Origin of the sequence: Robiginitalea aestuariiviva, assembly GCF_029537735.1 — a bacterium.
Taxonomy (GTDB): Bacteria; Bacteroidota; Bacteroidia; order Flavobacteriales; family Flavobacteriaceae; genus Robiginitalea; species Robiginitalea aestuariiviva.
The window spans coordinates 264,606-289,047 of record NZ_JARPUQ010000002.1 but is presented as its reverse complement, the minus strand read 5'-3'; the positions used below and the strand labels follow the sequence as shown (position 1 = coordinate 289,047).

General features: G+C 56.7%; 18 protein-coding genes. 3 read left to right on the top strand and 15 right to left on the bottom strand.

Annotated features, from left to right (window positions below):
* Position 1: 1 nt before the first annotated feature.
* The 11 genes from OZ410_RS07970 to OZ410_RS07920 all read right to left on the bottom strand — a co-directional run bounded on the left by OZ410_RS07970 (position 2) and on the right by OZ410_RS07920 (position 17,796).
* On the bottom strand, positions 2-1,543 hold the full coding sequence (locus tag OZ410_RS07970) for a sugar porter family MFS transporter (protein ID WP_277707422.1): 1,542 nt from the start codon (positions 1,541-1,543) through the stop codon (positions 2-4).
* Between the two features lie 88 nt (positions 1,544-1,631).
* A complete protein-coding gene (locus tag OZ410_RS07965; protein WP_277707421.1) occupies positions 1,632-3,239 on the bottom strand; it encodes a glycoside hydrolase family 16 protein in 1,608 nt (535 codons plus the stop codon).
* A gap of 11 nt (positions 3,240-3,250) precedes the next feature.
* Positions 3,251-5,923: a fibronectin type III domain-containing protein gene (locus tag OZ410_RS07960; protein ID WP_277707420.1), complete on the bottom strand. Its 2,673-nt coding sequence runs from the start codon at positions 5,921-5,923 to the stop codon at positions 3,251-3,253.
* A gap of 16 nt (positions 5,924-5,939) precedes the next feature.
* Positions 5,940-7,406 (bottom strand): RagB/SusD family nutrient uptake outer membrane protein, encoded by a 1,467-nt coding sequence (locus OZ410_RS07955; protein ID WP_277707419.1) that lies wholly within the window; start codon positions 7,404-7,406, stop codon positions 5,940-5,942.
* 5 nt (positions 7,407-7,411) lie between these two features.
* Positions 7,412-10,429, bottom strand: coding sequence for a SusC/RagA family TonB-linked outer membrane protein (locus OZ410_RS07950; RefSeq protein WP_277707418.1), 3,018 nt, complete (start codon positions 10,427-10,429; stop codon positions 7,412-7,414).
* Positions 10,430-10,680: 251 nt separating this feature from the next.
* Entirely contained in the window at positions 10,681-13,539 is a 2,859-nt protein-coding gene (locus OZ410_RS07945) for a helix-turn-helix and ligand-binding sensor domain-containing protein (protein WP_277707417.1), read from the bottom strand.
* Between the two features lie 19 nt (positions 13,540-13,558).
* Entirely contained in the window at positions 13,559-13,834 is a 276-nt protein-coding gene (locus OZ410_RS07940; RefSeq protein ID WP_277707416.1) for an ATP-dependent Clp protease adaptor ClpS, read from the bottom strand.
* 134 nt (positions 13,835-13,968) lie between these two features.
* Positions 13,969-14,799, bottom strand: a complete 831-nt coding sequence (gene prmA / locus OZ410_RS07935; protein ID WP_277707415.1) for a 50S ribosomal protein L11 methyltransferase — start codon at positions 14,797-14,799, stop codon at positions 13,969-13,971.
* 4 nt (positions 14,800-14,803) lie between these two features.
* Entirely contained in the window at positions 14,804-15,553 is a 750-nt protein-coding gene (gene tpiA / locus OZ410_RS07930) for a triose-phosphate isomerase (protein WP_277707414.1), read from the bottom strand.
* Positions 15,554-15,568: 15 nt separating this feature from the next.
* On the bottom strand, positions 15,569-17,242 hold the full coding sequence (locus OZ410_RS07925) for a BT_3928 family protein (RefSeq protein WP_277707413.1): 1,674 nt from the start codon (positions 17,240-17,242) through the stop codon (positions 15,569-15,571).
* The gene (locus OZ410_RS07920; protein ID WP_277707412.1) at positions 17,239-17,796 is read right to left on the bottom strand and encodes a DUF1599 domain-containing protein; all 558 of its coding nucleotides are present in this window, start codon (positions 17,794-17,796) and stop codon (positions 17,239-17,241) included. Before OZ410_RS07920 ends, OZ410_RS07925 begins: the two co-directional genes overlap by 4 nt.
* A gap of 99 nt (positions 17,797-17,895) precedes the next feature.
* Here OZ410_RS07920 and folP point away from each other — a divergent pair, with 99 nt between their 5' ends.
* Genes folP through OZ410_RS07905 form a run of 3 tightly spaced genes read left to right on the top strand, consistent with a single transcriptional unit; the run spans position 17,896 to position 20,336 of the window.
* A complete protein-coding gene (folP, locus tag OZ410_RS07915; protein ID WP_277707411.1) occupies positions 17,896-18,741 on the top strand; it encodes a dihydropteroate synthase in 846 nt (281 codons plus the stop codon).
* A gap of 30 nt (positions 18,742-18,771) precedes the next feature.
* Positions 18,772-19,560, top strand: coding sequence for a diadenylate cyclase (locus OZ410_RS07910; protein ID WP_277707410.1), 789 nt, complete (start codon positions 18,772-18,774; stop codon positions 19,558-19,560).
* A complete protein-coding gene (locus OZ410_RS07905; RefSeq protein ID WP_277707409.1) occupies positions 19,557-20,336 on the top strand; it encodes a DUF3667 domain-containing protein in 780 nt (259 codons plus the stop codon). The genes OZ410_RS07910 and OZ410_RS07905 overlap by 4 nt, the downstream gene beginning before the upstream one ends.
* Here OZ410_RS07905 and OZ410_RS07900 read toward each other — a convergent pair.
* From OZ410_RS07900 to OZ410_RS07885, 4 genes are all read right to left on the bottom strand, one after another.
* Complete coding sequence (locus OZ410_RS07900; protein ID WP_277708351.1) at positions 20,333-22,105, bottom strand: ABC transporter ATP-binding protein; 1,773 nt, start codon at positions 22,103-22,105, stop codon at positions 20,333-20,335. The two genes, OZ410_RS07905 and OZ410_RS07900, sit on opposite strands and share 4 nt — an antisense overlap.
* On the bottom strand, positions 22,083-22,847 hold the full coding sequence (gene truA, locus OZ410_RS07895; protein ID WP_277707408.1) for a tRNA pseudouridine(38-40) synthase TruA: 765 nt from the start codon (positions 22,845-22,847) through the stop codon (positions 22,083-22,085). Before truA ends, OZ410_RS07900 begins: the two co-directional genes overlap by 23 nt.
* Before the next feature lie 409 nt (positions 22,848-23,256).
* Entirely contained in the window at positions 23,257-23,754 is a 498-nt protein-coding gene (locus OZ410_RS07890) for a metallophosphoesterase family protein (RefSeq protein ID WP_277707407.1), read from the bottom strand.
* A 203-nt stretch (positions 23,755-23,957) separates the two neighbouring features.
* Positions 23,958-24,368 carry a DUF4293 domain-containing protein gene (locus tag OZ410_RS07885; RefSeq protein WP_277707406.1) on the bottom strand — a complete coding sequence of 137 codons (411 nt, stop codon included), beginning with the start codon at positions 24,366-24,368 and terminating at the stop codon, positions 23,958-23,960.
* Positions 24,369-24,442 lie beyond the last annotated feature (74 nt).

Genomic DNA, 24,442 nt, shown 5'->3' with positions numbered 1-24,442 from the left:
TTTAATCGTTTCGTATCAGGAGTTCCTCTACCTCTTCCAGACTGCGGCCCTTGGTTTCGATCACAAAGCGTTTCACGAACAGGATGGCCAGGAAGGAGAGCAGGGCATAAATGGCAAAAGTGGCAGTGGGGCCCAGGTTGGAGAGCTCCCAGGGAAAAACCTGGGTTACGGAAAAACTCACCAGGCTGTTGAAAAAGCCCACGACCGAAATAGCAATCCCCTTGATCTTGCTTGGGAAAATCTCCGAGATCAGGGCCCACATTACCGGCCCCAGGGAGATGGCAAAGGCCGCTACATAAAGCAGGATGGCCACCAGTACCAGGGTGGCATTGATCTGGATGAAGTTGGTAATCTGGTTGCGTTTAAAATCCAAAAACTGGTCTTCGCCCATCATGGGCTGCACGGCCTGGAACAATGCGGCCTGCCCGTCATAGGAGTTGCCGGAAAGCTGCGTCAAAACCTCCCGGGTTTGCACGTCACTCACCTTGGCCAGGGTAGCTTCATTGAAGTCGTAGGTGGCATTGTTGAAGGCCAGGGTAGCCAGCAGCAGCGCAACGGTCATACTGGTCGTGCCAATAAGCAACAGGGGCTTGCGCCCCAGTCGGTCGATCAGCCAGATGGCCACCAGGGTAAACACCAGGTTGGTAAGCCCCACTACAATGGCCTGCAGGAAGGAGGAATCCGTGCTGCCGCCCGCCTGTTCAAAAATGGTGGGCGCATAGTAGAAAATAGCATTGATCCCGGTAATCTGCTGGAAAAACGCAATCCCCATGGCAATGATCATAATGGTGGCATACTTGCTGCTCAGCAGGTCGGACAGGGTGCCTTTGGATTCTTTTTTGGCCAGGCCGCGCTGGATCTCCACAATGGTGGCCTCGGCATAGGCCTCGCCGCCTATACGCTCCAGGATTTTGCGGGCCAGGGCTACCTTGTTGAGCTTCTGGATCAGCCAGCGGGGGCTCTTGGGTACCGTAAACAGGGCCAGGAAATAGATAAAGGCCGGAATGGCCTCCACCCCCAGCATCCACCGCCAGCTTTCCTCCCCGTAATTCACCAGAAAATAATTGGAGAAATAAGCTACGGAAATACCGATCACAATGTTGAGCTGGTTAAAGGAAACCAGGCTGCCCCGCAATTTGGGTGGTGCAATTTCGGCGATGTAGACCGGGGCAATCAGGATGGCGCCGCCAATCCCTATCCCGCCAATGATACGGGCAATGATAAACTCGGTGTACCCGGTGGCCAGGGCAGACCAGGTAGCCGAGATGGTAAACAGGGCTGCTACCACCAGCAGCACGTTCTTGCGCCCGAAGCGATCGCTTAATGGGCCGGCAACCAGGTTGCCTGCCATGGCGCCGAAAATCACGCAGCCCACGGCAAACCCGAGCATTGCATCGGTCATTTCAAAATACACGGTAATCCCGCGGACGGCACCGGAAATCACGGCGCTGTCAAAGCCCAGCAAAAACCCGCCCAGGGCCACAATCAGGCTGATCAGGACGGTGTAGGACTTGTTCATTTTAATGGCTGTATCGGTTTGCATATTGAAAAGGTTTAGGTTGGTTGTTAGCGCATGCAGAGGGCCCCGGAGGTTAGCCGGGGCCCCGCGATGCAGCCCTTAAAGTACACAATTATTGATATATACGAATGTAATCCACCTCCATAGTGGATGCCGTAAAGCCCGGGTCTATAGCGCCCCCAAAGGTGCCGCCCATAGCCACGTTCAGGATCAGGAAAAAGTCCTTGTTAAACGGCAGGCCCGCATTGTTAGAAACGGCGTGGTACTGCTGGTCGTCCACATAGAACCGAATTTCGGTATCCGTCCACTCCAGGGCATAGGTATGAAAGGCATCGGATACCCCGCTAACCACCGTAGAGCCCGTACGGGCATTCCCCGCAAAATTATTCGGGTCGTGTGTGGAACCGAAGATTCGGTCCTGCTGGTTGCCCACATGTTCCATGATGTCGATCTCCCCGGCCGCAGGCCAGGTATTGGTTTCAAAATCGGAGCCCAGCATCCAGATAGCCGGCCAGGTCCCCCCCCCGGTGGGCAGTTTGGCGCGCACCTCTACCCTGCCGTACTGAAAATCAAATTTCTGGTAACTCTGCAGGCGGGCCGAGGTATAGGCGCTCCCCTGGAAGGCTTCAGTCCGGGCAGTGATTTTAAGCATCCCGCCTTCGACAATCACGTTCTCCGGGCGATCGGTGTAATACTGGGATTCCCCGTTGCCCCAGCCATTGCTGCCCGTACCCAGGTCGTAGTTCCAGACAGCAGGGTCCGGGGCCCCATCTGTATTGAAATCCTCTTCAAAGACCAGGGTATTGAAGATGTCGTTCTTGGCATCGGAGCCGCCTTCCGGAACAAAGGTATAATACCAGGCCAGGGGGGCGTCCCCGTTAAACGGCTGGCTGATGCCCCTTACGGTAAGGCGGTCTGCCGTAAGCTCCACGATTTGGTACTGCCCTGAAATGATAGCCCAGTAGCTCAGAAAGCTGCTGCCCACATCCAGGGTACGGGTACCGTCCGCATTGTCGATAATTACGAAATTGCTGCTGAAGGAAGCCTGGTCCGTAATGTCCCGGCATTCGTCCACAAACTGCCCGGGAGTCGCATCCGGGAAGAAGCGGTTTACTTCCGTCCAGTTGATAAAGACCTGGTTATCCGTGCCCGGCTCCAGCCGGAAGCTGTAGTTGTCATTGGCATCGTAACTGAAAACCAATACATCGTCATACAGGCAGGGGTTCAACTGGTCCGGGCCAGCGCTGAAGAATTCCGGGAAATCGTTGGTGAGGGGGCCCACCCCAAAATGCCCGGCTTCGGTGCGGTTCCACACCCAGCGTTTCTCCCCATCCCCGGCAATATCCTGCAGGGTGGCCGGGTCAATAAAGAGGCGTACATCCAGATCTACCATCACGGTGGTGCTGGAAGAAAGCCCCCCGGCGCTGTAGGCCACCACCGTTACCGGGGCGCTGTACTGGCCGGAACGCGTAAACCGGAACTGGGCGGACTGCCCGGGGCTGATCACCACCGGGTCCTGCCCCGGCTGGAAGACCACGTGGTAGTACAGGCTGTTGTCTGCCTGGGGGGTCACCGTTACATTCCCGGACTGGTCCGGGGCCACCGATACGTTTACCGTGAGGTTGGCCGGGATGGCCAGTTCCTGCAATTCGGGTTGTTCTTCCTGGCAACCCGCCAGGAAGGCCAAAATCCCTATCAGTGCTATTTGGAATCGAAACATGTGCATCTGCTTTATTGTTGTACGATGTCATCCATGTAGAAGGTACCGGCAGCAGTGCCGGGGCCGTCCACAAAGAAAGTGATCTGGGCATATTGCCCGGTAGGTACAAAGGCCTCTCCTACCCCCTGGGTACCGTCAATGTAACTCTTCACAGCATCCGTGGAGAAGTCGAAAGTCAGGACCTCCCATCCGGTGCCGCCATGGTTGGCCACCACCTCGCATTGGCGTTCCCCGCTTACTCCGCCTTCAAACTTCAGCAGGACGGGTACGGCCGCGTTGGACCAGAATTTCATGGCAATGGTCTTGTTGGAGCCTGCAAAATCCACCGGTACATCCAGGACAAAGTATCCGCCTTCCCAGTTCACACCGGAATTGGTCACGGCCCCTACGTTGCTGGCTACGGTGTTGGCGCCGGAAAGGTCCGGGTTGGTCACCACGGCATAGCTGGCGCCGTTAAAGGTGGTCATGTCGTAGGCTACCCCCGCCTGGTCAAAAGAGATAGGCAGTTTCAGGTCGGTGCTGGGCGCTACCTGTTCTATATCGTCCATGTAGAAGGTACCGGCTGTGGTGCCGGGACCATCCACAAAGATCACCAGGGTCGCGTATTGCCCGGTGGGGACAAAGGGTTCCCCAACCCCCTGGGTACCGTCAATATAACTCTTGGTGGCATCGGTCGCAAAATCGAAGGTGAGTTCTTCCCACCCGGTGCCCCCGTGGTTGGCCACTACCTCATTCTGACGTTCGCCGCTTACGCCCCCTTCAAACTTCAGCAATACGGGTACGGCCGCGTTGGACCAGAACTTCATGCGGATGATTTTATCATTGCCGCTGAAATCTACCGGGGTGCCCATGGAAAAGGCACCTCCTTCCCAGTTCACGCCGGAATTGGTCAGGGCGCCCACGTTACTGGCGGAAGTATTCACGCCGGAGAGGTCCGGGTTGGTTACTACCGCGTAGCTGGCCCCGTTAAAGGTGCCCATATCGTAGGCAACCGCGGGGTTGTCAAAACTCATCGGGAGCGCCAGGGGTTGGGTGGCACCATCCTGTGCGATGTCGTCCATGTAAAAGGTACCGGCCGTGTTGCCGGGCCCATCAATAAAGAGAACCAGGGTGGCGTACTGCCCGGTGGGGACAAAGGGTTCCCCTACCCCCTGGGTACCGTCAATATAACTCTTCGTGGCACTGGTGGCAAAATCGAAACTGAGTTCTTCCCAGCCCGTACCGCCGTGGGTGGCCACTACCTCGTTCTGGCGTTCCCCATTCACCCCGCCTTCAAATTTCAGGAGGACAGGAACAGAAACAGTAGACCAGAGCTTCAGGCGGATGGTCTTGTTACTGCCGCTGAAATCCACCGGGGTATCCAGGTTAAAGGCCCCGCCTTCCCAGTTGTTGCCGGAGTTGGTGATGGCCCCGACCTTGGAAACGGAGGCGTTGGCCCCGCTGGGGTCCGGGTTGTCCACAATGTTGAAGGAAGCCCCGTTAAAGGTGCCGAAGGCGTAATCCACGCCGGCAGCATCAAAGCTGATGGGCAGCTCCAGCGGAGTTACAGTACCGCCGCTTTGTTCAATGTCGTCCATGTAGAAGGTGCCGGCTGTGGTGCCCGGGCCGTCTACAAAGAGTACCAGGGTAGCGTACTGCCCGGTGGGCACAAAGGCTTCGCCCACGCCCTGGGTACCATCGATATAGCTTTTTACAGCGCTGGTGGCAAAGTCGAAACTGATTTCTTCCCATCCGGTACCGCCGTGGTTGGCTACCACTTCATTCTCGCGCTCGCCATTGACACCGCCTTCAAACTTCAGCAGCAGGGGTACGGCCACGTTAGACCAGAACTTCATGGTAATGGTTTTGTCAGAGCCGCTGAAATCCACCGGGGTGCCCAGGGTAAAAGCGCCGCCTTCCCAGTTTACGCCGGCGTTGGTGATGGCCCCTACCTTGGAGGCTACGGGGTTCGCGCCGGAGGCGTCCGGATTGTCCACCACCTCGTAGCTGGCCCCGTTAAAGGTGCCAAAGGCGTAATTTACGGTGGGGGCATCGAAGGTGATCGGCAGGCTGATGGGGTCTGAGGCCCCGCTGATGGTTACCACTTCGGAATACTCCACGGTAGCTGCGCCGGCCCCGCGGGCCACAACCCTTACGGTGTAATCGCCGGTTTCCGCATAGATGTGGGACCCGGTTTCCCCGGCCATGATAGTCTGGGGCACCTCGTCGGTTACATCGCCGTAGTAAATATCGAATACCGTTACGTTATCGGCCGTAGGCGCCACAATTACCTCAAAGGGATTGGAGGCGGACAGGGAGATATCCACCGCCAGGTTGGAAGGAGGCGTAAAGGATATGTTTACCACCCGCACCAGTTCGCTGGTGAGGCCGGTGGGGCCAACTGCTACAATACGCAGGTTGTAGGTCCCTTCCCCGTACACGTGGGTCACGGTTTCCCCCGGGCCCACCTGGGTAGGGGTCTCATTGTCGGAATCCCCGAAGTAAATGTCAAAAGCGCTTGCCCCAACGGCAGTAGGGGTAACCGATACGGTGCCCGTGTCGTCCTGGGAAATGTCGAAGACCGCCTGTACATTGGTGGGGGCCGAAATATTCTGCAGCACGTAGGAAATCTGCTCATCCTCCGTACAGCCGGAGAATGCCAGGAAAGCGATACATACTGTTGCGATAAATCTGATCTGTTTCATGGTTGCCAATTTTGATTTAATACCCCGGATTCTGCTCCCAGCGGTTCCCGGCTAATTCAATTTCTATGGATGGAATAGGAAATAATTCGTTTTTAGGGGCCTGGAACCCGGGAATGGCTGCTGCCGCGCGCCCGGTGCGGACCAGGTCGAAGAAGCGGTGGCCTTCCCCCATGAGTTCTACCCGGCGCTCCTGGTAGATGGCCTCGGTAAGGGCGCCGCCCCCCAGGCTTAAATCGGCCAGGCCGGCCCGGTTGCGCACCTGGTTCAGGTAGCCCAGGGCACGCCCGTCGTTAATCCCGCCCCGGTTCAGGGCCTCGGCTGCCAGCAGCAGCACCTCCGCATAGCGAATGGCCCGGTAGTTATTCGGGTTGGTCAGGTTGGCGTCGCCCGTGTTCAGGTCGCCCTGGCGGGCGATATACTTGCGGTTGTAATACCCGGTATGCTCATAGCCCTCCACATAGGAAACGCCTTCATTGGCGGCAGCCCAGGCTTCGATGTCCAGGATGGCTACATCCCGGCGCAGGTCCCCGTCCTCGAAGGCCGCATAGGCCTCTGCAGTGGGCACGTTAAAACTGAACCCGGATTCGAATAAGGGCCCGGAGTAATTCCGGATGCCGTTAAACCCGACAGCTACATTGCCCTCGCTGCATTGCAGGCAGCCAAAGCCGGCGCCTTCCACATCCGTGTACTGCACCTCAAAAACCGATTCAACGTTATTTTCATTGTCGTTCTCAAACAGGGTGCTGTAGTCTGCCACCAGCTCATAGGGCCCATTGTTGATCAGATCCTCCAGCACCTGGGCAGCCGGCTGGAATTTCTCGCGGTAGATCAGCACCTTGCCCAGCAGGGCCTGTGCCGCCCCCTTGGTAACCCGGCCCGTTTCAAAAGCCGTGTAGGGCAGGTTGGCCGCAGCGTAGGTCAGGTCCGCCTCAATCTGATCGTAGACTTCACTGGCCGAGGTACGGGGTACCACGTCCTGGTCGCCAAAGAGCAGGCGCTGATCTACGGCCAGGGGCACATCCCCAAACCATTTTACGAGTTCAAAGTAGTAGTAGGCACGCAGGAAAGTGGCCTCGGCCAGGATGCGTTCCTTACCCGGAAAGTCCGTCTTGTCGCGGAATTCCAGGATGTAGTTGGCCCGGTTTACCCCGGCGTACATCCAGCTCCAGATGTCCCGGAGCTGCTGGTTTACCGGCGTGTGGACCATGTCGTCTATTTCCTGAATGCCCGGCACGTCCGTGGCGCTTTCGCCCCCGGCCAGGGTGTTGTCCGAGGCAATTTCCCCCAGCATCGCATTCAGGTAGGTGGACTGCAGCATGTCGTAGGCTGCAATCAGCGCCAGTTCGTAATCCTCCTCGGAGTTGAAGTAATTCTCCGAATCCTCGTCGAAGGAATCCACGTCCACAAAATCGTCGCTGCAGGAAATCCACAGGGGCAACAGCAACATTCCCAGGATGGCTTTGATGTGATTTTTCAGTACCATTTGCATTAGAATTTGAAATTAACCCCTAAGAGGTAGGTGCGGGCCACCGGATAGAAGCCGGGGTCTATCCCCGCGCCGATGGGGGCTCCCGAAGAAGCCGCCGGATCATATCCCCGATACTTGGTCAGGGTAAAGAGGTTGTTAACCGACAGGTAAAACCGCAGTTTGTCAATCCCCAGGTTTTCGTTAAAGGCATCGGTAAAGGTGTACCCCAACTGGGCATTTTGCAGCCGCACGAAGGAACCGTCTTCCACAAAGTAATCCGAGAACAGGGTATTGGAGGTGGCCCCGATAGTTACCCTCGGGTCTTCAGTGGTGGTACCCGGGCCCGTCCAGCGGTCTAGGGTATAGACAGAACGGTTCACCAGGGGCTGGTTCCGCTCGTAGTTCCGTACAATCTCATTGCCCAGGGAGGCAAAGGCGTAAGCTGTGAAATCCCATTGGCGGTACCCCAGGCTAATATTCAGCCCCATGGTGGCGTCCGGGATGGGGTTGCCGATATCGGTCCGGTCGTTGGAGTCGATAATGCCATCGCCGTTCTGGTCCACGAAGCGGAGGTCGCCGGGGGCGGCATTGGCCTGGGTGGCGTGGGCATCCACTTCCGCCTGCGTCTGGAAGACCCCGTCGGTCTCCAGGCCATAGAAGTATCCCAGGGGTTTACCGTCCTCCATGCGTGCGGGCGGGTCCTGCCCTACCCCGAAGGAGCCTCCGGGAATAAAGCCTACCCCGTTGTTGACGGAGAGGACCTCGTTCTGCAGAAGGGTCACATTATAATTAATGCTGGCGCTGAAGGCTGCGGTAGGGGCGGTTTGATAACCCACTGCTAATTCTACCCCCTTGTTCTCCACGGTACCGGCATTGACCACCGGGGAACCGGAGCCGGGTGCCGCCGCACCCAGAATCCCGGAAACCGGAGGAGATACCAGCAGGTCTTCCGTACGCTTCTGGAAGTAATCCGCGGTAAGGCTGATGTGGTCGTCAAACAAACGCAGGTCAATCCCGATATCGAGGGTTTTTTGTTCTTCCCACTGGATTTCAGGGTTGGACAGGGCCCCTACCGCCTGACCAAAGCGCAATTCATCGTCAAATACATAGGCACCCTCGCCGGAGAGGACGGAGCGGAAGGCATTGGCTGCGATCCGGTCGTTCCCCACAATCCCGTAAGAGGCGCGGAGTTTCATAAAGTTCAGCCAGGAGCTTTCGGCAAGGAAATCCTCCTCGCTTACGATCCACCCCAGGGATCCGGAGGGGAAGTAGCCGAATTTGTTCCGCGGCCCGAAGGCGGTGGATCCATCCCGGCGCAGGACGCCGGAGAGCAGGTAGCGATCCTTGTAGTTGTACTGCAGCCGCAGGAAGTAAGACAGCAGGCGGGAATCGAACTTCCCGACCGTGTTGATAAAATTGTCGATTACGTCCGAGGCGTTCTCAATGCGGGCGTTGGTAAAGGAATTCCCCGGAATGTCGAAGCCGGTGCTGCCGGAAAATTGCCCGCTGGTACGGAACACGGACATCCCCAGGGTACCATTCAAGGTATGGTCTCCCAATTCCTTGTCGTATTTCAGGAAAGTGTCCCAGGTATAGTCGCGAAAGAGGTTCTTGCTCTCCACGACAAAATTGCGGTCTACATTAAAAACCTTCCCGGAGCCGTAGAAGACGGTAGGGGCAAAAAAGATGCCGGCTACCTCCGCATAGTTGAACTGGAAATTCGATTCGGCAGACAGGCCTTCCAGCAAGGTGTAGGCTGCGCCCACTTTCCCGGAAATGCGGTCTACCTTCGTCTTGTTAAAAGTGTTTTCGACCTGCGCCAGGGGGTTGATCACCTCGTTCCCCAGGCCCTCGGCCAGGGTAAAAGCCCCGGAGGCATCCCGCACGGCAAAGGTGGGGGCATTGTTCAGGGCATTGAACAACACGGATCCCAGTGTCCCTTCGGGAAGGGTTTTCCGGTTGGTGCGGGTGTAGAGGGCGTTGGCTACCAACTTCAGGTTTTCAATGGGCTCCGTATTGAAATTAAAGCGTACGGTAGACCGGTTAAAGTTGGCCTTGGGCCCGCCCACGATCCCATCCTGGGTCAGGTAGGAAGCCCCGAAGGAATAGGTAGACTTTTCACTCCCGCCATTGGCGCTGAAATTGTGGTTGAAGATCGGGGCATTGGTAAACACTTCATCCTGCCAATCGGTCCCGGTGCCCAGCCCTGCCAGATTGGGATAGGGGTTGGGGCTGCCGCCGGCAGCAAAAGCCTCATTGACGATAACCGCATACTCTGTGGCGTTAAGTACGGGAATCTTGCGGGAGGTCTGCTGCAGCCCGCCCCAGGCGTCGTAGCTGAATTTCAGCTCGGTATTGCGGCGGCCGGTTTTGGTGGTAATCAGGATGACCCCGTTGGCAGCGCGTACCCCGTAAATACCGGCAGTGGCATCCTTAAGGATGTTGATGCTGGCAATGTCGCTGGGGTTGATCACACTCAGGTCCTCAATGACGTTGCCGTCCACCAGGATTAAGGGGCGGTTATCCCCGTTGGTGGAAATCCCGCGGATGCGGATATTGGACCCGCTACCCGGGGAGCCGGATTCCGAGGTAATCTGCACCCCGGCTACCTGCCCTTGCAGCGCCTGTTCAATCCGGGTGGGGTTAAGCTCTTCAATGGACTCCGCATCCACCACGGAAACCGCCCCCGTAATTTCCTTTTTGGTCTGGGTCCCATACCCGATCACGACCACTTCGTCCAGGGCGCTTACATCCTCGGAGAGGCGGATGGTCACCTCCTGGGAACGGGATACGGTATACTCCTGCTCCAGATAACCCAGATAGGTAAATACCACAACCTCCCCCTGGGCCAAACCGGAAAGGGAAAAATTCCCGTCAAAATCCGTGGCCGTACCGCGGGTGGTACCTTTCACAATAACATTAACCCCAGGCAGGGGTTCGGAAGAAATGGCATCCAGAACCACTCCCTGGATCTGGATCTCCTGAGCCTGTAACCCGAAGGTCAAAAAGGCGAAAATTAGAAATAGCGTCTGCTTCATTTCCATGGCGTTTGATGGAGGAAGCAAAATAGAAGATGTATAGGTAGATCGGGAATTTTTTACCCCAACAAAATATATACACCTCTCAATATATCGATGCTATTTTACCCAAATGGCAGAAAAACTGCTGCTATATTGCCATTTCAACATGTTAATCTATACAATTTTAACATTTGAAGCCATGGCGAAAAATGCTGATGTTGTGGTAATGTTGTGGTATTATTCAAATTATTTTGGCAGCGTAGAAGCGCCTATAATTCCAAAATATAGTTGGTAAGGCTCTGATCGTGTTCCAGGTTCATTTTTTTGCGCAACCTGTAACGTTTCACTTCCACGCTTCGCACGGAAATATTCAACAGGGGGGCAATCTCCTTCGAAGACAGGTTAAGCCGTAAATACGCGCAGAGTTTCAGGTCATTCGGGGTGAGGTCCGGGTGGCGCTTCTTTACGGTGTGTAAAAAGTCCTGATCTGCATTGTTGAAAGCTGTTTCAAAAAACTCCCAGTCTTCCTGGTTGTTGATATTGCGATCTATGGTGCGAATGACCGACTTCACCTGCCCGGGCGTCTCTGCTTTGCGCAGTTGTTCCTTCAGGGCGTTAAGGAATTCATTCTTCTTGATCAGGCTCATAGTGGAAACAGCCAGTTCCCGGTTTTTGCTTTCAATTTCCCGTTGCAGGTGGGCATTGCGCATCTCCATCATCTTGCGGCGCGTCTTGCGCTTTTTCTGGCGGAGTTTACGCTGGGCCTTCAACTGGAGTAGGGCCTGCTGCCTTCGGTAATGGCTCCGGTACCGGTGGTGTACCAGGTAGGCCATGCCCGCCAGGGCCAGGGCAAAAAGGGCCAGGGCCCAGTAGGTGAAGTACCAGGGGCGGGCAATCTCAAAGGGGTACCGCACGGTATTCTCGGAGCGGGCATCCCCTACCCGGGCACGGACGTGGAATGTATAAGTACCGTAAGGCAGGTTGTCGAAGCGCACTGCGGCCTGGGTACTCCAGTTGCTCCAGGCCTCCTGGTATCCTTCCAGCCAATACTGGTATTCCACCTCCCGGTACTTGTCATAGAGGGGCACCCCAAAGGTAAACTGCAGGTTGTTCAGGCGATAGGGTAAAGCGGTTTCGGGGTTGTCTAGTGGCAAGGTTACCGTAGAATCCCTGTTGTAGAATTGTTGCTGTACCTGCCGCAGGTAAACCGCCGGCCGTTTTTCCTCCAACTTATCCAGGTCCAGCAGCAGGTATCCGTCCGAGCGTCCGAACAGGTACCGCGATGGCGAAAGGGGCGCAATGCACTCAAAGCCCACCACGCCCAGGCTGCGCCGAAACCCTTCCGGCACATGGATGGTCTGCAATCGGAGTTCGGCCCCCAGCGGATCCGGTTTTACGTTATAGAGGGTCCGGTTGCCAAGGCCCCAGAGCCGGTCCGACTGTTCATCCGGTAGTAACAACCCTACTGGGTCGTCCTCCCCGGAATACAGGAGGGCATTCAGGGTGGAATCGGCCACAAAGCCCTGCCCGGGCTCGTACTGGAAAACTCCGCTGCTGTTAGCGTAATAAACGGCATTCCGGAACCGGAACAGGCTGGCCCCAAAACCAAAAGCCGGGGTGTGCAGGCTGTCCGTAACCCGCTGGTAATCCGGGTCGGTTTGCAGGGTGTATACCCCCTTGTACTCGTGGTTGACCAGGAGTTTCTCGTCTGCGGTGAACTCAAAGAATCGGGAAGAGATGCCAAAGCCTTCCAGGGTATTGCGCAAGGCCCATCCTTCAGGACCGCGCTCCAGCACGCTCAGGCCCTGGTACCCCCCTTGTAGCAAAAGGTTGTTTTGGCCCGGAACGGGTTTGATGTCCCAGGTGCCGGGCGCATCGCCCACCAGGCGGGCCCGGGTTCCGTCTACCTGAAAGGTTCCCTGGTTGTGGCCGCAAAGCAGCACCCCGTCGTATTCCCGTATACACCAGACCTGGCCTTCGGTTCCGGGTACCAGGGTATAGGGGCCGTCGGACTCCAGCGGCGCCTGGAAAAGGCCCTGGTTGGTGCCCAGGTAGCGGCGGCCCTGGTGTTCCCGGGCTGCGTAAACCACACCCAGGGTACCGGCCCGGTCTACATATTCGCTAAACGCTGCCCCCCGGTTAACCACGCTTATGCCATTGTCCAGGGCAAGCCACAGGTTCTGGTCCCGGTCTTCAAAAACGGAGAGCACCGTATTGTTGTTCAGGCCTTCGGCTTTCCCGATCTTCTCCAGCAGGGAACCATCGGGCCGCAGGAGCATAACCCCCTCCGAAATGGTGCCCAGGGCCAGGCTGCCGTCGGCGAGCTGGGAAGCGCTGTACAGGGTTACGCCCGGCTGGCCCTGAAGCCCGGGCGGCACCCACCGGCGAACCCCTGAGGCCTCCAAAACCAGAAATTCCCCGTTCTCGCCAATCAGGGCAGGCTCCTGCCCCACCCGTACCATCCCCACAAAGACCTGGGTCCCGATATCCGATCGGGGCAGCAACACCCTGGCCTGGCCGTTTTCCATCCGCAGCAAACCTTCGGCTTCCTTTCGGAAATACAGGGCGCCGTCAAATTCAAAGAGCTGGGCCCGGCTGGCCTCGGAGGGAATCACGGTTAGGCGGCCACTTTCCGGGCGGTAGGCATAGATACGCTGCAGCGACTGAAACAGCACCCAGCCCCCAAGGGCCCGGATGCGCCAGAATTGTTCATCCTGCAGGAGCGGGGCTTCCAGCTCCCGGCTCAGGGAAGTGTAAATCAGGCCGCCCAGGCCGTCCGGTTCCCAGTAGCCAAATTCCATGTAGCAACCGGAATACACCCGGTTCCCGCTGGCAAAAACAGCACGCATCTCGGAACCGTTTGGGGACGGGTACCGCCTCCAGTCTACCCCGTTAAACTCCAGCAACCCCCCGTTGTTGGCCAGGTACATCCAGCCGCGGTCCGTTTGGGCCACGCCCCAGTTCTGGTTGTCCGCCCCATAGGCGGCCGGCTCAAAATTTCGGATGGGAGGCAGGGTCTGGCCGTACTGCGCGGGGGAAGACAGCAGCATGCCAAGCCAAAAGAAAAATAGGAGTATGCGGTGGGTGCGGTGCATGGGTTTGATCCGGTCCTGGAAAGGCCGTTCCATTGCGATTGTAGGGCCGAAACTAGACAATCTCTGCGCTCAGCCCGGCCTGTAACAGGCGGGTGCAGCGCGGCTTCAGGTCGTGGTATTCCCCGGTTTTTACCGTGCACTTGCCGTTGTGGTGTACAATCAGGGAACATTGGTGGGCCTGTTCCGGGGTGTGCTCGCACACATCGATCAGGGTTTGGATCACATGGTCAAAGGTGTTGACCTCGTCATTAAACAGGACAATCTCACTCAGGTCCTTGAGGTCTTCCCCCACCAGCAGCTCTTCCTGTAAGCGTTCCTTCCCACTCATAGTCAAAGGGTTTGTTACGAATATAATAAAATTTTGACGCAGCGCCCACGGCAGCCCCTACAATTGCGGAAGCTGCAAAAATGGCAGGGTGCCAATGGGAATGCCCCGGGCCAATGGGGTCTGGGTTTGTGAATTCAGGCAGGCACAAAGGCAGCAGCCACCCATTGGTCCCGCACCTGGTGGTCCTGATAAGCCAGGTTAACGCGGGCTGCTGCCGCTTTCAGGTCTTCCAGGTCTGCTTCATAAAACCCGCTCAGCAAGAGGGTACCGCCAGGATTCAGGGCCCGGGCATAGGCAGGGAGGTCCTGCAGCAAAATGTTTTTATTGATGTTGGCCAGGATCACATCGTACCGGGCCTCGCCAATGGCGGCAGCGTCACCCAGCACGGCCCGAAGCTGCACCTGGTTGCGGGCCGCATTCTCCTCACAGTTCTCGAAGCACCAGGGGTCAATGTCTATGGCGCAGACCGGTCGGGCACCCTTGCGGGCCGCCAGGATGGCCAGCACCCCCGTGCCTGAACCCATGTCCAGCACCGCCCGGCCATCAAAATCCATGTCCAGCATCCGGTTAAGCATCAGCCAGGTGGTCTGGTGGTGCCCGGTGCCAAAACTCATTTTGGGGGCGATCACCAGAACGTGCGCTACAGGCGGGTCCGGTTCCGGGTGGAAGGGGGCGCGCACCACACAGGCATCTCCCACCCGAATGGGGTGATAGTCCGATTCCCAGCGGGCATTCCAGTTTTCCTGGGGCAGTTCTTCCATCGTGTACTGCGCCTCCCAAAGGTCGGATTGCAGGTACGGCAGGGCCTCCAGCGCTTCGGGATTGAATTCGGCCTTGCGGATATAGGCTTTCAGGCCGGTTTCGGTTTCCTCAAAACTCTCGAAACCGAGCTCGCCCAGGGCCGCGATAAAGATTTCCGAGGCCGGCTGCAGGGGTTGCAACTCCAGGGTACAACAAAGGTACATGGCCTCAGATAGCGGCTACAATGGCCGTAAAGTCTGCGGCATTCAGGGAAGCACCTCCAATAAGCCCGCCGTCAACATCCGGCTTAGAAAAGATATCGCCTGCATTTCCGGGCTTTACGCTGCCCCCGTAAAGGATGGTCACGGCATCGGCTACGGCCGGGGTATAGGCGTTGGCCACCAGATTACGGATATGGGCGTGCATCTCCTGGGCCTGTTCGGGGGTGGCGGTTTCGCCTGTCCCAATGGCCCACACAGGTTCATACGCCAGCACCAGTTGTTTCCAGGCCGCCTCCGGCAGGTCAAACAAGGCCTGCTTCAGCTGGGAAGCCACCACTTCAAAATGGGTTCCGGCTTTGCGCTGGTCCAGCAATTCGCCAAAACAAAAGATGATCCGCATGCCTTTGCTTACGGCCTGCTGTACTTTTTTGGCCAGCAGGGCATCGTCTTCCCCAAAATGCTCCCGGCGCTCGGAGTGCCCCAGGATCACGGTTTCCACCCCAATAGCCAGCAGCATATCGGCGGAAATCTCGCCCGTAAAGGCGCCGCTGTCCGCAAAGTGCATGTTCTGGGCAGACACCCCAATGGCAGAACCCTCCAGCTGGCGCGAGGCCAGGGCCAGGTTTACAAAGGTGGGGGCCACCAGGACTTCCGCATGGGTATCCGGCAGCATACCCTGTAATTCAGTAAGGAGGCTTTCCGTCTCGGATGCCGTTTTATTCATTTTCCAGTTTCCAGCTACTATCTGCTTTCTCATAAGGATAGGATTACTTTAGTTCATTTGATCCCGGAGGGCATTCACCTCTTCCAGGGTATAGGTTCGATATTCAAAGTCGGGGCCAAACAGGTCTTTGCCATAGGTTTCCAGGTTGTCTGCAAACCCGGCGGCCTTACGGCGGGCATCCACCGCTTCCGGGTTCTCAATGGGCCAGATCAGGTGAACCTCCTCCGGACTCCCCATAAAGAAGGACTGGCCCTGGGTGCCGTAAAGCTGGGGCTTGCCCTGTTGCATCAGGGAGCGGTCCAGCATCATGGCGTACAGGCGGTACGGGAGTTCCCCGGTTTCGGCCGCAACGCGAATAGCCGGAAGGAAGTCGTCAATCCGGTTGGAATGCTGGATCACATACCAGGCAGCCTTATTGGCAGGCTCGCCCACCAGGCTTTTACCCGGGTATCCGTGGCGGGCCACCAGGGAATCCACAAAGCGAATGTTGGCGCTGTCCAACTCCATCTGCAGTCCCCACTGGCTCCAGTCCATATCCGGGCCCCGATACTTCTGGTCCAGGACCAGGATGCTGTCCAGGGCCTGTTTCAGGGGCATGTTATACCGTTCTTCAGGGGCCAGCTCCCGCAGGTCCAGCTGGTCCAGGTCGTTGTAATGCAGTTTCTGGGCAATAGTGCCGGCTTCCAGGCGCAACACCCCGGGGTTAGACCGCACAATGGTCTTCAGGGTGGTCTGGTCGCTGAAGTAAAACGGGAAATTCAGGTCGTAATCCGCCTTCAGGCGGGCCACCTCCTCCGGGGAGGAAGCGGACATGCCGATCACGGAATACCCGCGGGCCATGGCCGTATCGGTCAGGGGTTTGATGGCGGCAAAGGCTTCCCGGTAGCTGCGCCCCAGGTCGTAGGCGATCACCATCAGCAATTGCTTGCGCTCCAGGATCGCGCTGGCGTAATCCTGCCCTTCCCGCTCCAGGGTGAAATCGTGGATGGGCGGCTCATACCCCGCCCGGATTTCGCGGATTTCGGCCACTTCGATAAATTCTCCGTCCACCTCCGGGTAGGCCCCGTCCGTGGTAAGGATGCGTTCTTCCCCGTTTATGAGGAATTTCCAGTCGTATTCCATAATGGGGCCCGGGGCGTCATCCGGGATGGTCATCCCATCCGGAATACTGGCCCCCACATGGTAGGGCCGGAAATCGATCCAGGGCAGATGGTTCAGCACATAGCGTGCAAACAAAACGCACGCCAGCAAACTGGCCAGGGTGGCACCCAGGCGCAAGCCTGCACGCCCCAGAGGGTTTAAATGGCGTTGTCCCCAGAGCAATACCAGGATCAGCACCAAAAGGGCCACATCTTTATAGAAGGATTGCCAGGGCGTAAGTTTCAGGGCATCCCCGAAACACCCGCAATCCGTAACCTTGCCGGTTACGGCGGAGTAAAGGGTCAGGAAGGTGAAAAATACAATCATACCCAGCAGGGTCCAGAGCGTGAGCCGAATGCGGTAGCCCAGCAGGAGGGTTACCCCCAGGATCACCTCCAGGATCACCACAAAAAGGGCGATGGCCAGGGCATAGGGTTCCAGCAGGGGGAGGTTCAGCACCGTACTGCTGAAGTACTCCTCCAACTTAAAGGAAAAGCCTACCGGATCGTTCAGCTTTATGAACCCTGAAATGATAAAGAGTACCCCTACCAGGATACGGGCGAGTTGGACGGCTATTTTCATGAGGCTTGCGAATTAACCTCTTCCCCCATATGGATCAGGGCAAAGATGGCGTAGTTGATCATATCCCGGTAATTGGCATCCACCCCTTCACTGACTTCGGTGCGGCCCTGGTTGTCTTCGATCTGCTTTACCCGCAGCAGTTTCTGCAGGATCAGGTCCGTCAGGGAACTGATGCGCATATCGCGCCAGGCCTCCCCGTAATCGTGGTTTTTGGCTTCCATCAGGGCCTTGGTCTGCGCCACTTCCCGGTCGTAGTGCTCCAGGGCGCGCTCGGCATCCAGGTCCGGCATTTCGGCCACCCCCAGTTCCAGTTGTATCAGGGCCATCAGGGCGTAATTGATGATGCCGACAAACTCAGGGCGCTCCCCCTCCGCTACTTTTCGCTGCCCGGTTTGCTGCAGGCTGCGGATGCGCTGGGCCTTGATGTAAATCTGGTCCGTCAGGGACGGCAACCTCAGGATGCGCCAGGCTGCCCCATAGTCGTTCATCTTGCGCCGGAAAAGTTCCCGGCATTCGCCGATCACGCCGTCGTAAGCTTTGGAAGTGTCCGTCATGAGTGGTGGAATTTGCGTATTTTCCCGCGGGATTTCCCCTGTCAAAAGTAGGGTTTTAAACGGATTTTTACCGGGGGGCCTGCAAAAAAGCACAAGCCTATGACCATTTGTTGCAAAGGCGAATTGGTGGATCTCTCAACCCCCAGGGTGATGGGCATCCTGAACGTGACGCCGGATTCCTTTTACGACGGCGGCCGGTACAACGCCCGCGAGATAGCCGTGGAGCAGGTGCGCCGCATGCTGGGGGCCGGGGCCGATTTTATAGATGTGGGCGGGTACAGCTCCCGACCGGGGGCCAGCGACATCCCCGAAGCCGAGGAACACCAGCGGGTAGTACCCCTGATCGCAGACCTGGTAAAGGAATTCCCTGAAATCCGGATTTCAATAGACACCTTCCGCTCCGGGGTGGCCGAGGCGGCCCTCAAGGCCGGGGCAGCCCTGGTAAACGATATCAGCGGCGGCCAGCTGGACCCAAAAATGCTGCCCCTGGTGGCTGAGGCGCGTGTGCCTTATGTCCTGATGCACATGCGGGGCACCCCCCAGGACATGACCTCCCGGACTGCGTACGACAACCTGCTGGTAGACCTCCTGAAATATTTTTCCGAACGCCTGGCCGCAGCCCGGGACCTCGGGATTGCCGATTGCATTGCCGACCCCGGCTTCGGATTTGCAAAGACCCGGGAACAGAATTTTGAACTCCTGGCCGGGCTGGCGGCATTTCGGGAGCTGGAAGCACCTTTGCTCGTTGGCCTGAGCCGTAAATCCATGATCTGGAAAACCCTGAACATCCGCCCCCAGGAGGCCCTGAACGGGACTACGGCCCTGCATATGCTGGCCCTGGAACGGGGCGCCAACATCCTCCGGGTACACGATGTGCGTGAGGCCGTGGAATGCATCCGGCTCTGGGAAGCGTTTCCCGGTACGGACCCGGCGGGATTCTGTTAATTTTTCTACTTTTACAGAAAGCGGATCAGATTGGACTTTCTCGATTTTCTGGATTTTGGCGTAACCGACCTGATCGACATCCTATTAGTGGCCATCCTGCTGTTTTATTTCTACCGCCTGATACGCGGCACGGTGGCTATTAACATCTTCCTGGGTATTGTCTTTGTCTGGGCCTTCTGGAAACTGACCCAGTTGCTGGACATGCGGATGACCAGCAGTATGCTGGGCGGCTTTATGCAGGTGGGCCTGATTGCCCTGATCATCGTTTTCCAGCAGGAGATCCGGAAATTCCTGTTGGTGATCGGCTCTACCAACATCGCCAACAAAAGGCGGTTTATCAAACACTTCAAATTCCTGCGGCAGGAAGGTATTAGCCTGGCCCTGGATATTGACGCCCTGCTGGGCGCCTGCCAGAACATGGGCAAGAGCGGTACGGGCGCTATCCTGGTTATTGAGCGGGATACTTCCCTCGACTTTATTAAATCATCCGGGGACCGCATGCAGATTGAGGTCAACCAGCCCATCCTGGAAAGTATATTTTTCAAGAACAGCCCGCTGCACGACGGGGCGGCCATCATAAAAGGCAACCATATTGTAGCCACCCGGGTGATCCTGCCGGTATCCCGGGAGCGTTCCATCCCCCAGCGGTTCGGGCTGCGGCACCGTGCAGCCGTGGGCATTACGGAGCGTAGCGACGCCCTGGCCCTGGTGGTCAGCGAGGAAACCGGGCTGATTTCCTATATCAAAAACGGGGAATTCGTGCTCTTTAAAGACGCGGAGGAACTGGGTCGGATGATCCGCAAGGACCTGAGCCAGTGAAGTGCCCCAACTGCGATACCTCCCTCCGGCTAGATTACCGGTTCTGCCCCACCTGCGGGGCCAAGACCCAGGTACGCCGGATTACCTTCAGGGCCCTGCTTAAGGATTTTGTAGACCGGCTCTTTAACCTGGACAATTCCGTGGTTCGGACCTTTACCGGCCTGCTGATCAGGCCCGAAGCCGTTATTGACGGGTATATCAAAGGATTGCGCAAACGCTATCTCAACCCCATCAGTTACCTGGGAATTGCCCTGACCCTGTCCGGGATCATCATGTTTATCATCCAGAAATTTCAGAGCGAGGCGGTGGATTTTACCCAGGCCTCCCAGTCGGTCAATCCCGAATTCAACCGGAAGTGGTCCGAGTTCGTCTTTGATTACAACGCCTTTTTCTTTTTCCTGTACCTCCCCGTGCTGGTGGTACCCGCCTTTCTGTTGCTCAACAAGGTCCGGTATAACCTGGCGGAGTATTTTGTAGCGCTCTTCTACGCCATGGCCCAGGTAAGCCTGGTGACCTTCCCGATCAGCCTGATCGTCATTCTCGGGTATCCGGAAGCGTATGTAAGCTACAGCCAGCCCCTGCTGGCGGTAACCCTGGTGTATGTGCTCTATGTGCTGTACCGCATTAACGGCTTCGGGAAATGGGCTTTTACGTGGCGGTCTGCCGTGTATCTGATCCTGGTGGTAATGGGCTTCTTCCTGCTGATTATCGGGCTGATGCTACTGCTGTTGGCATTGGGATATTTTAACCTGGAAGATTTCAGACCCCAGGCCTAGGCGAGTTCTTCCTCCGCCATAAACTGGGCTTCGTACAGTTTGTGGTAATACCCTTTTTTGCGAAGTAATTCCTGGTGAGATCCGGTTTCCACGATATGGCCCTTGTCCATCACCAGGATGGTATTCACCTTTTTGACCGTGGCCAGGCGGTGGGCAATGATGATGGAGGTACGGCCTTCAGTAACCTTCTCGGTCGCCTCCTGAATCAGCTGTTCGGTATAGGTGTCCACAGAGGAAGTGGCTTCGTCCAGTACCAGGATACTGGGGTTGCGCATATAGGCCCTCAGGAAAGCGATCAGCTGCCGCTGCCCGCTGGAGAGCATCGTGCCCCGTTCCTTAACGTTGTACTGATACCCTCCGGGCAGGCTGCTGATAAATTCGTGTACGCCAATGGCCCGGGCTGCAGCCTCTATATCTTCCTGCCGGATTTCGGGATCGTGCAGGGTAATGTTGGCTGCAATGGTGTCCGCAAACAGGAAAACATCCTGCAGCACAACGGCAATATTACGCCTCAGGGAGGCCAGGCGGTACTCCCGGATATCGGTCTGGTCCAGCAAAATCTGCCCGGAATCGATATCGTAAAAACGGTTCAGCAGGTTAATGATGGTGGACTTCCCGGCCCCGGTGGCCCCCACAATGGCAATTTTCTGCCCGGGTTCCACCGCAAAGGAGATCCCGTGCAGGACTTCCTCTTCCGGGGTATAGCTGAAATGTACGTCCCGGAAGGCAATAGCCCCATTCATATGGGGCACTTCCAGGCTGCCTGCGTCCTCAATGCGGCTTTCCGTATCCAGGATCCGGAAGACCCGGCCTGCAGCCACCATCCCCATCTGCAGGGTGTTGAACTTATCTGCGATCTGCCGCAGGGGGCGGAACAACATCTCGATCAAAAGGATAAATCCGAAGATTACCCCTTTGTTGTCCGTTCCCAAACTGGTAATATCCTGCAGCCCCCCGTACCAGACCACCAGGCCAATGGCAATGGAGGTCACGATTTCGGCAATGGGAAAGAAAAAGGAGTTGTACCAGACCGTTTTAAGCCAGGCGTTCTGGTGTTTTTCGTTAATGTCCCGGAATTTGCGGCTTTCAGTAGCTTCGCGGGTAAACAACTGCACGATCTTCATCCCGGTAAGCCGCTCCTGTACAAAGGAATTCAATTGGGCCACCTGGGCGCGAACCTCGGTAAAGGCCACTTTCATTTTCTGCTGGAATACCCGGGTGGCATACAGGATCAGGGGAAGGATCGCAAAGACAATCAGGGCCAGGCGCCAGTTCCAGATCAGCATGATGGCCGAAGCCGCCAGCATTTTGAGCAGATCCGCTACAATGGTAAAGAAACCCTGGGAAAAAATTTCCCCAATGCGTTGCAGGTCCGCAACCGCACGGGTAACCAGCACCCCTATGCTGGATTTGTTGTAGTACTGCATCCGAAACCCGATCATACGGCGGAACAAATTGGTCCGCAGGTCCCGGATCACGGATTCGCCCAGCCAGTTGGCGTAATAGGTAAAAAGGAGCTGGCACACCACCTGCCCGATAAGCACCCCCAGCATGGCCAGGGAAAGGTCCAGCAGGTAGGCCTCATCCTTAAGGGTAATCGCCTTGTCAATGGTTTCCCGCAGAATCACGGGGGTGAGCACCGCAAAAACCGTGAGCAGGATGGCCGCCAGGGCCGTCCCGTAAAAGGTAATCCGGTACGGGCGGGTATGGGCCATCACCCGTCGGAATAAAAAGAGGTCGAATGCTTTACCGCTGTTTTCCTTCTCCATTGACATAAATCCCAGGGGGGTATTCAATCCGGGTCAAATATAGCCCTTTTGCAGGTACAGAGGCCCCGGCACGCCGCCGATCCCGGCTTTTTATAATAGTCTTAACATCCTCCGGGTCCAGCTGCCCGCGACCTACCAGCAGGAGGGTCCCCACCACCGCACGCACCATATTCCGGAGGAAGCGGTTGGCGGTTATGGTAAATACCCAACGCCCATCCATGTAATCCCACCGGGCTTCCCTCAAGTCGCAGGTGTAGGTCTTTACATCCGTCTTGGAGCGGGAAAAGCATTTAAAATCCTCAAAGTCCAGCATCAGGGCTGCCGCCTGATTCATCGCCTCAAAATCCAGGGGCGCCTGCACCCAGTGCGCCCGCTCCAGCCAAAAAGGGTCCTTTTGCTGAATCAGCAGGTACTCATAGGTCCGGCCCAGGGCATCGAAGCGGGCATGGGCGGAAGCTGTAACCTGCTGCAGGCTGTGGATGCCAATATCGTCCGGCAGGAAGCTGTTCAGACGGTGCACCAGGTCTACGGCCAGGGGCGCATCCCAGTCAAAATGGGCAAACATCTGGCGGGCATGCACCCCGGCATCCGTGCGCCCTGCAGCCACCAGGTCTAGGTGATCCGCCCCCAGCAGGGTGGCCAGGCGCTCCTCCATAAGCTGTTGGATCCCCAGGGCATTGGGTTGGCGCTGCCACCCGTGATAGGCGGTTCCCAGGTAGGAAAATTCAATAAAATAGCGCATGCCGGAACTTTGAACCGCAAAGATAAGAAGTTCGGCGGCCCCAGGGGTATGCCCTTCGGGAGGTCCTGAATCCGGAGTTTTGGGAGATGGGAATGCCTGAAATGCCGTTGCGGGCTGGCGGGGTATTTTGACCGTGGGGGTAGCAGGGGGTGGTTCCCCTTTATGGAGCCGACCCTAATTTGCTTTTTACCCCAGGTTTGGCCTGAAAAGGAATTGCAGGTTGCAGGACTATCTTGGCTACTGGGGTAGCAGGGGGTGGTTCCCCTTTATGGTAGCGAATAAAAAAATCCGGGACTGAAAATCCTGAAAATGCCTTGCCGATTCAACGCCTGTATTCACCGCGGGGGTAGCCGGGGGGTGTTTCCCCATAATGTAAAAACGAGCCCTACAGGCCGGCAGACCCTTTTCTTCATCCTCTTTGCCCTAATTCCACTACTTCCAGGTCCTGGATATCCGAGCCGTCTACGGCAAACCGCAGCATGGTTCGTACCTTATGGAATCCCTGTTTCCCGGCGGCACCCGGGTTCATGTGCAGGAGGTTGTGCTTTTTGTCGAACATCACCTTCAGGATGTGGGAGTGCCCGCAGATAAACAGGCGCGGGCGCGACTGTTCAAAGGCCTCCCGCACCCGTTTTTCATATCGCCCGGGATACCCCCCAATGTGGGTGATCCAAACGCTCACATTCTCGCAGCGAAAGCGCAGGTCCAGCGGATACTCCTGCCGGATCCGGTGCCCGTCAATATTCCCGTAAACCGCCCGCAGCGGCTTAATCGCTGCAAGGGCATCAGCCACCTCCAGGGTGCCGATATCCCCCGCATGCCAGACCTCGTCGGCCTGCCTGGCGTATTCCAGGATACGATCGTCTATATGGCCATGGGTATCGGAGAGCAGGAGGATGCGGGTCATACCAATTCTATATTTGCACAAAGATAAAAGGCTTCAGATTTCCCTGTGTTGCTCTGGAGGGGCAACTACAGTGTAAACCAGTCCCCAACTGAAATCCATTCTTACATTTCTGTATATACGCACAAGAAAAAGCAGATTCCTTTCATGCAAGAACCCCGGCCTGGGCCGGGGTTCATCGCACTAATACTACTAAGATATAAGGCTTATCGCAATCGGTCCACAGATTTTACGAGGTCCTCATCCTTTTTAATGGCCTTATTGGCCAGCACTAAAAACACGATAGAAAAAACAGGAATGAGCATCCCAATACCCTTCTCTGAGGCACCCGCCTCTCCGGATAAACTTAGGGAGCGATACACGAAAAATCCTAGTATAAAAAGGTGCAGCAGCATATTGAAGCGATTCAATACGAACTGTTGTTTACGGTCTTTATAGCGCAACACCGCAAGTACTGCCAACAGGGCCGAGGCATAAAAGCCGGCAGAGATAAGCAGCTCTTGTTTGGCGTAAACCGGGGCGCCGGAAGCGTCGGTCCAGAGGGCCAGCCAGAACGGCAGGACCCCGGCAGCCAGGGCCACCAACAGGAGGTATACGGTTTGAATGCGCTGAATCATTTATCCAAAATCGGAAAGCAAAAATAATGAGAAAAAGGCGGACCGCCCAACCCCTTACGCGCATTTTAGTCCCG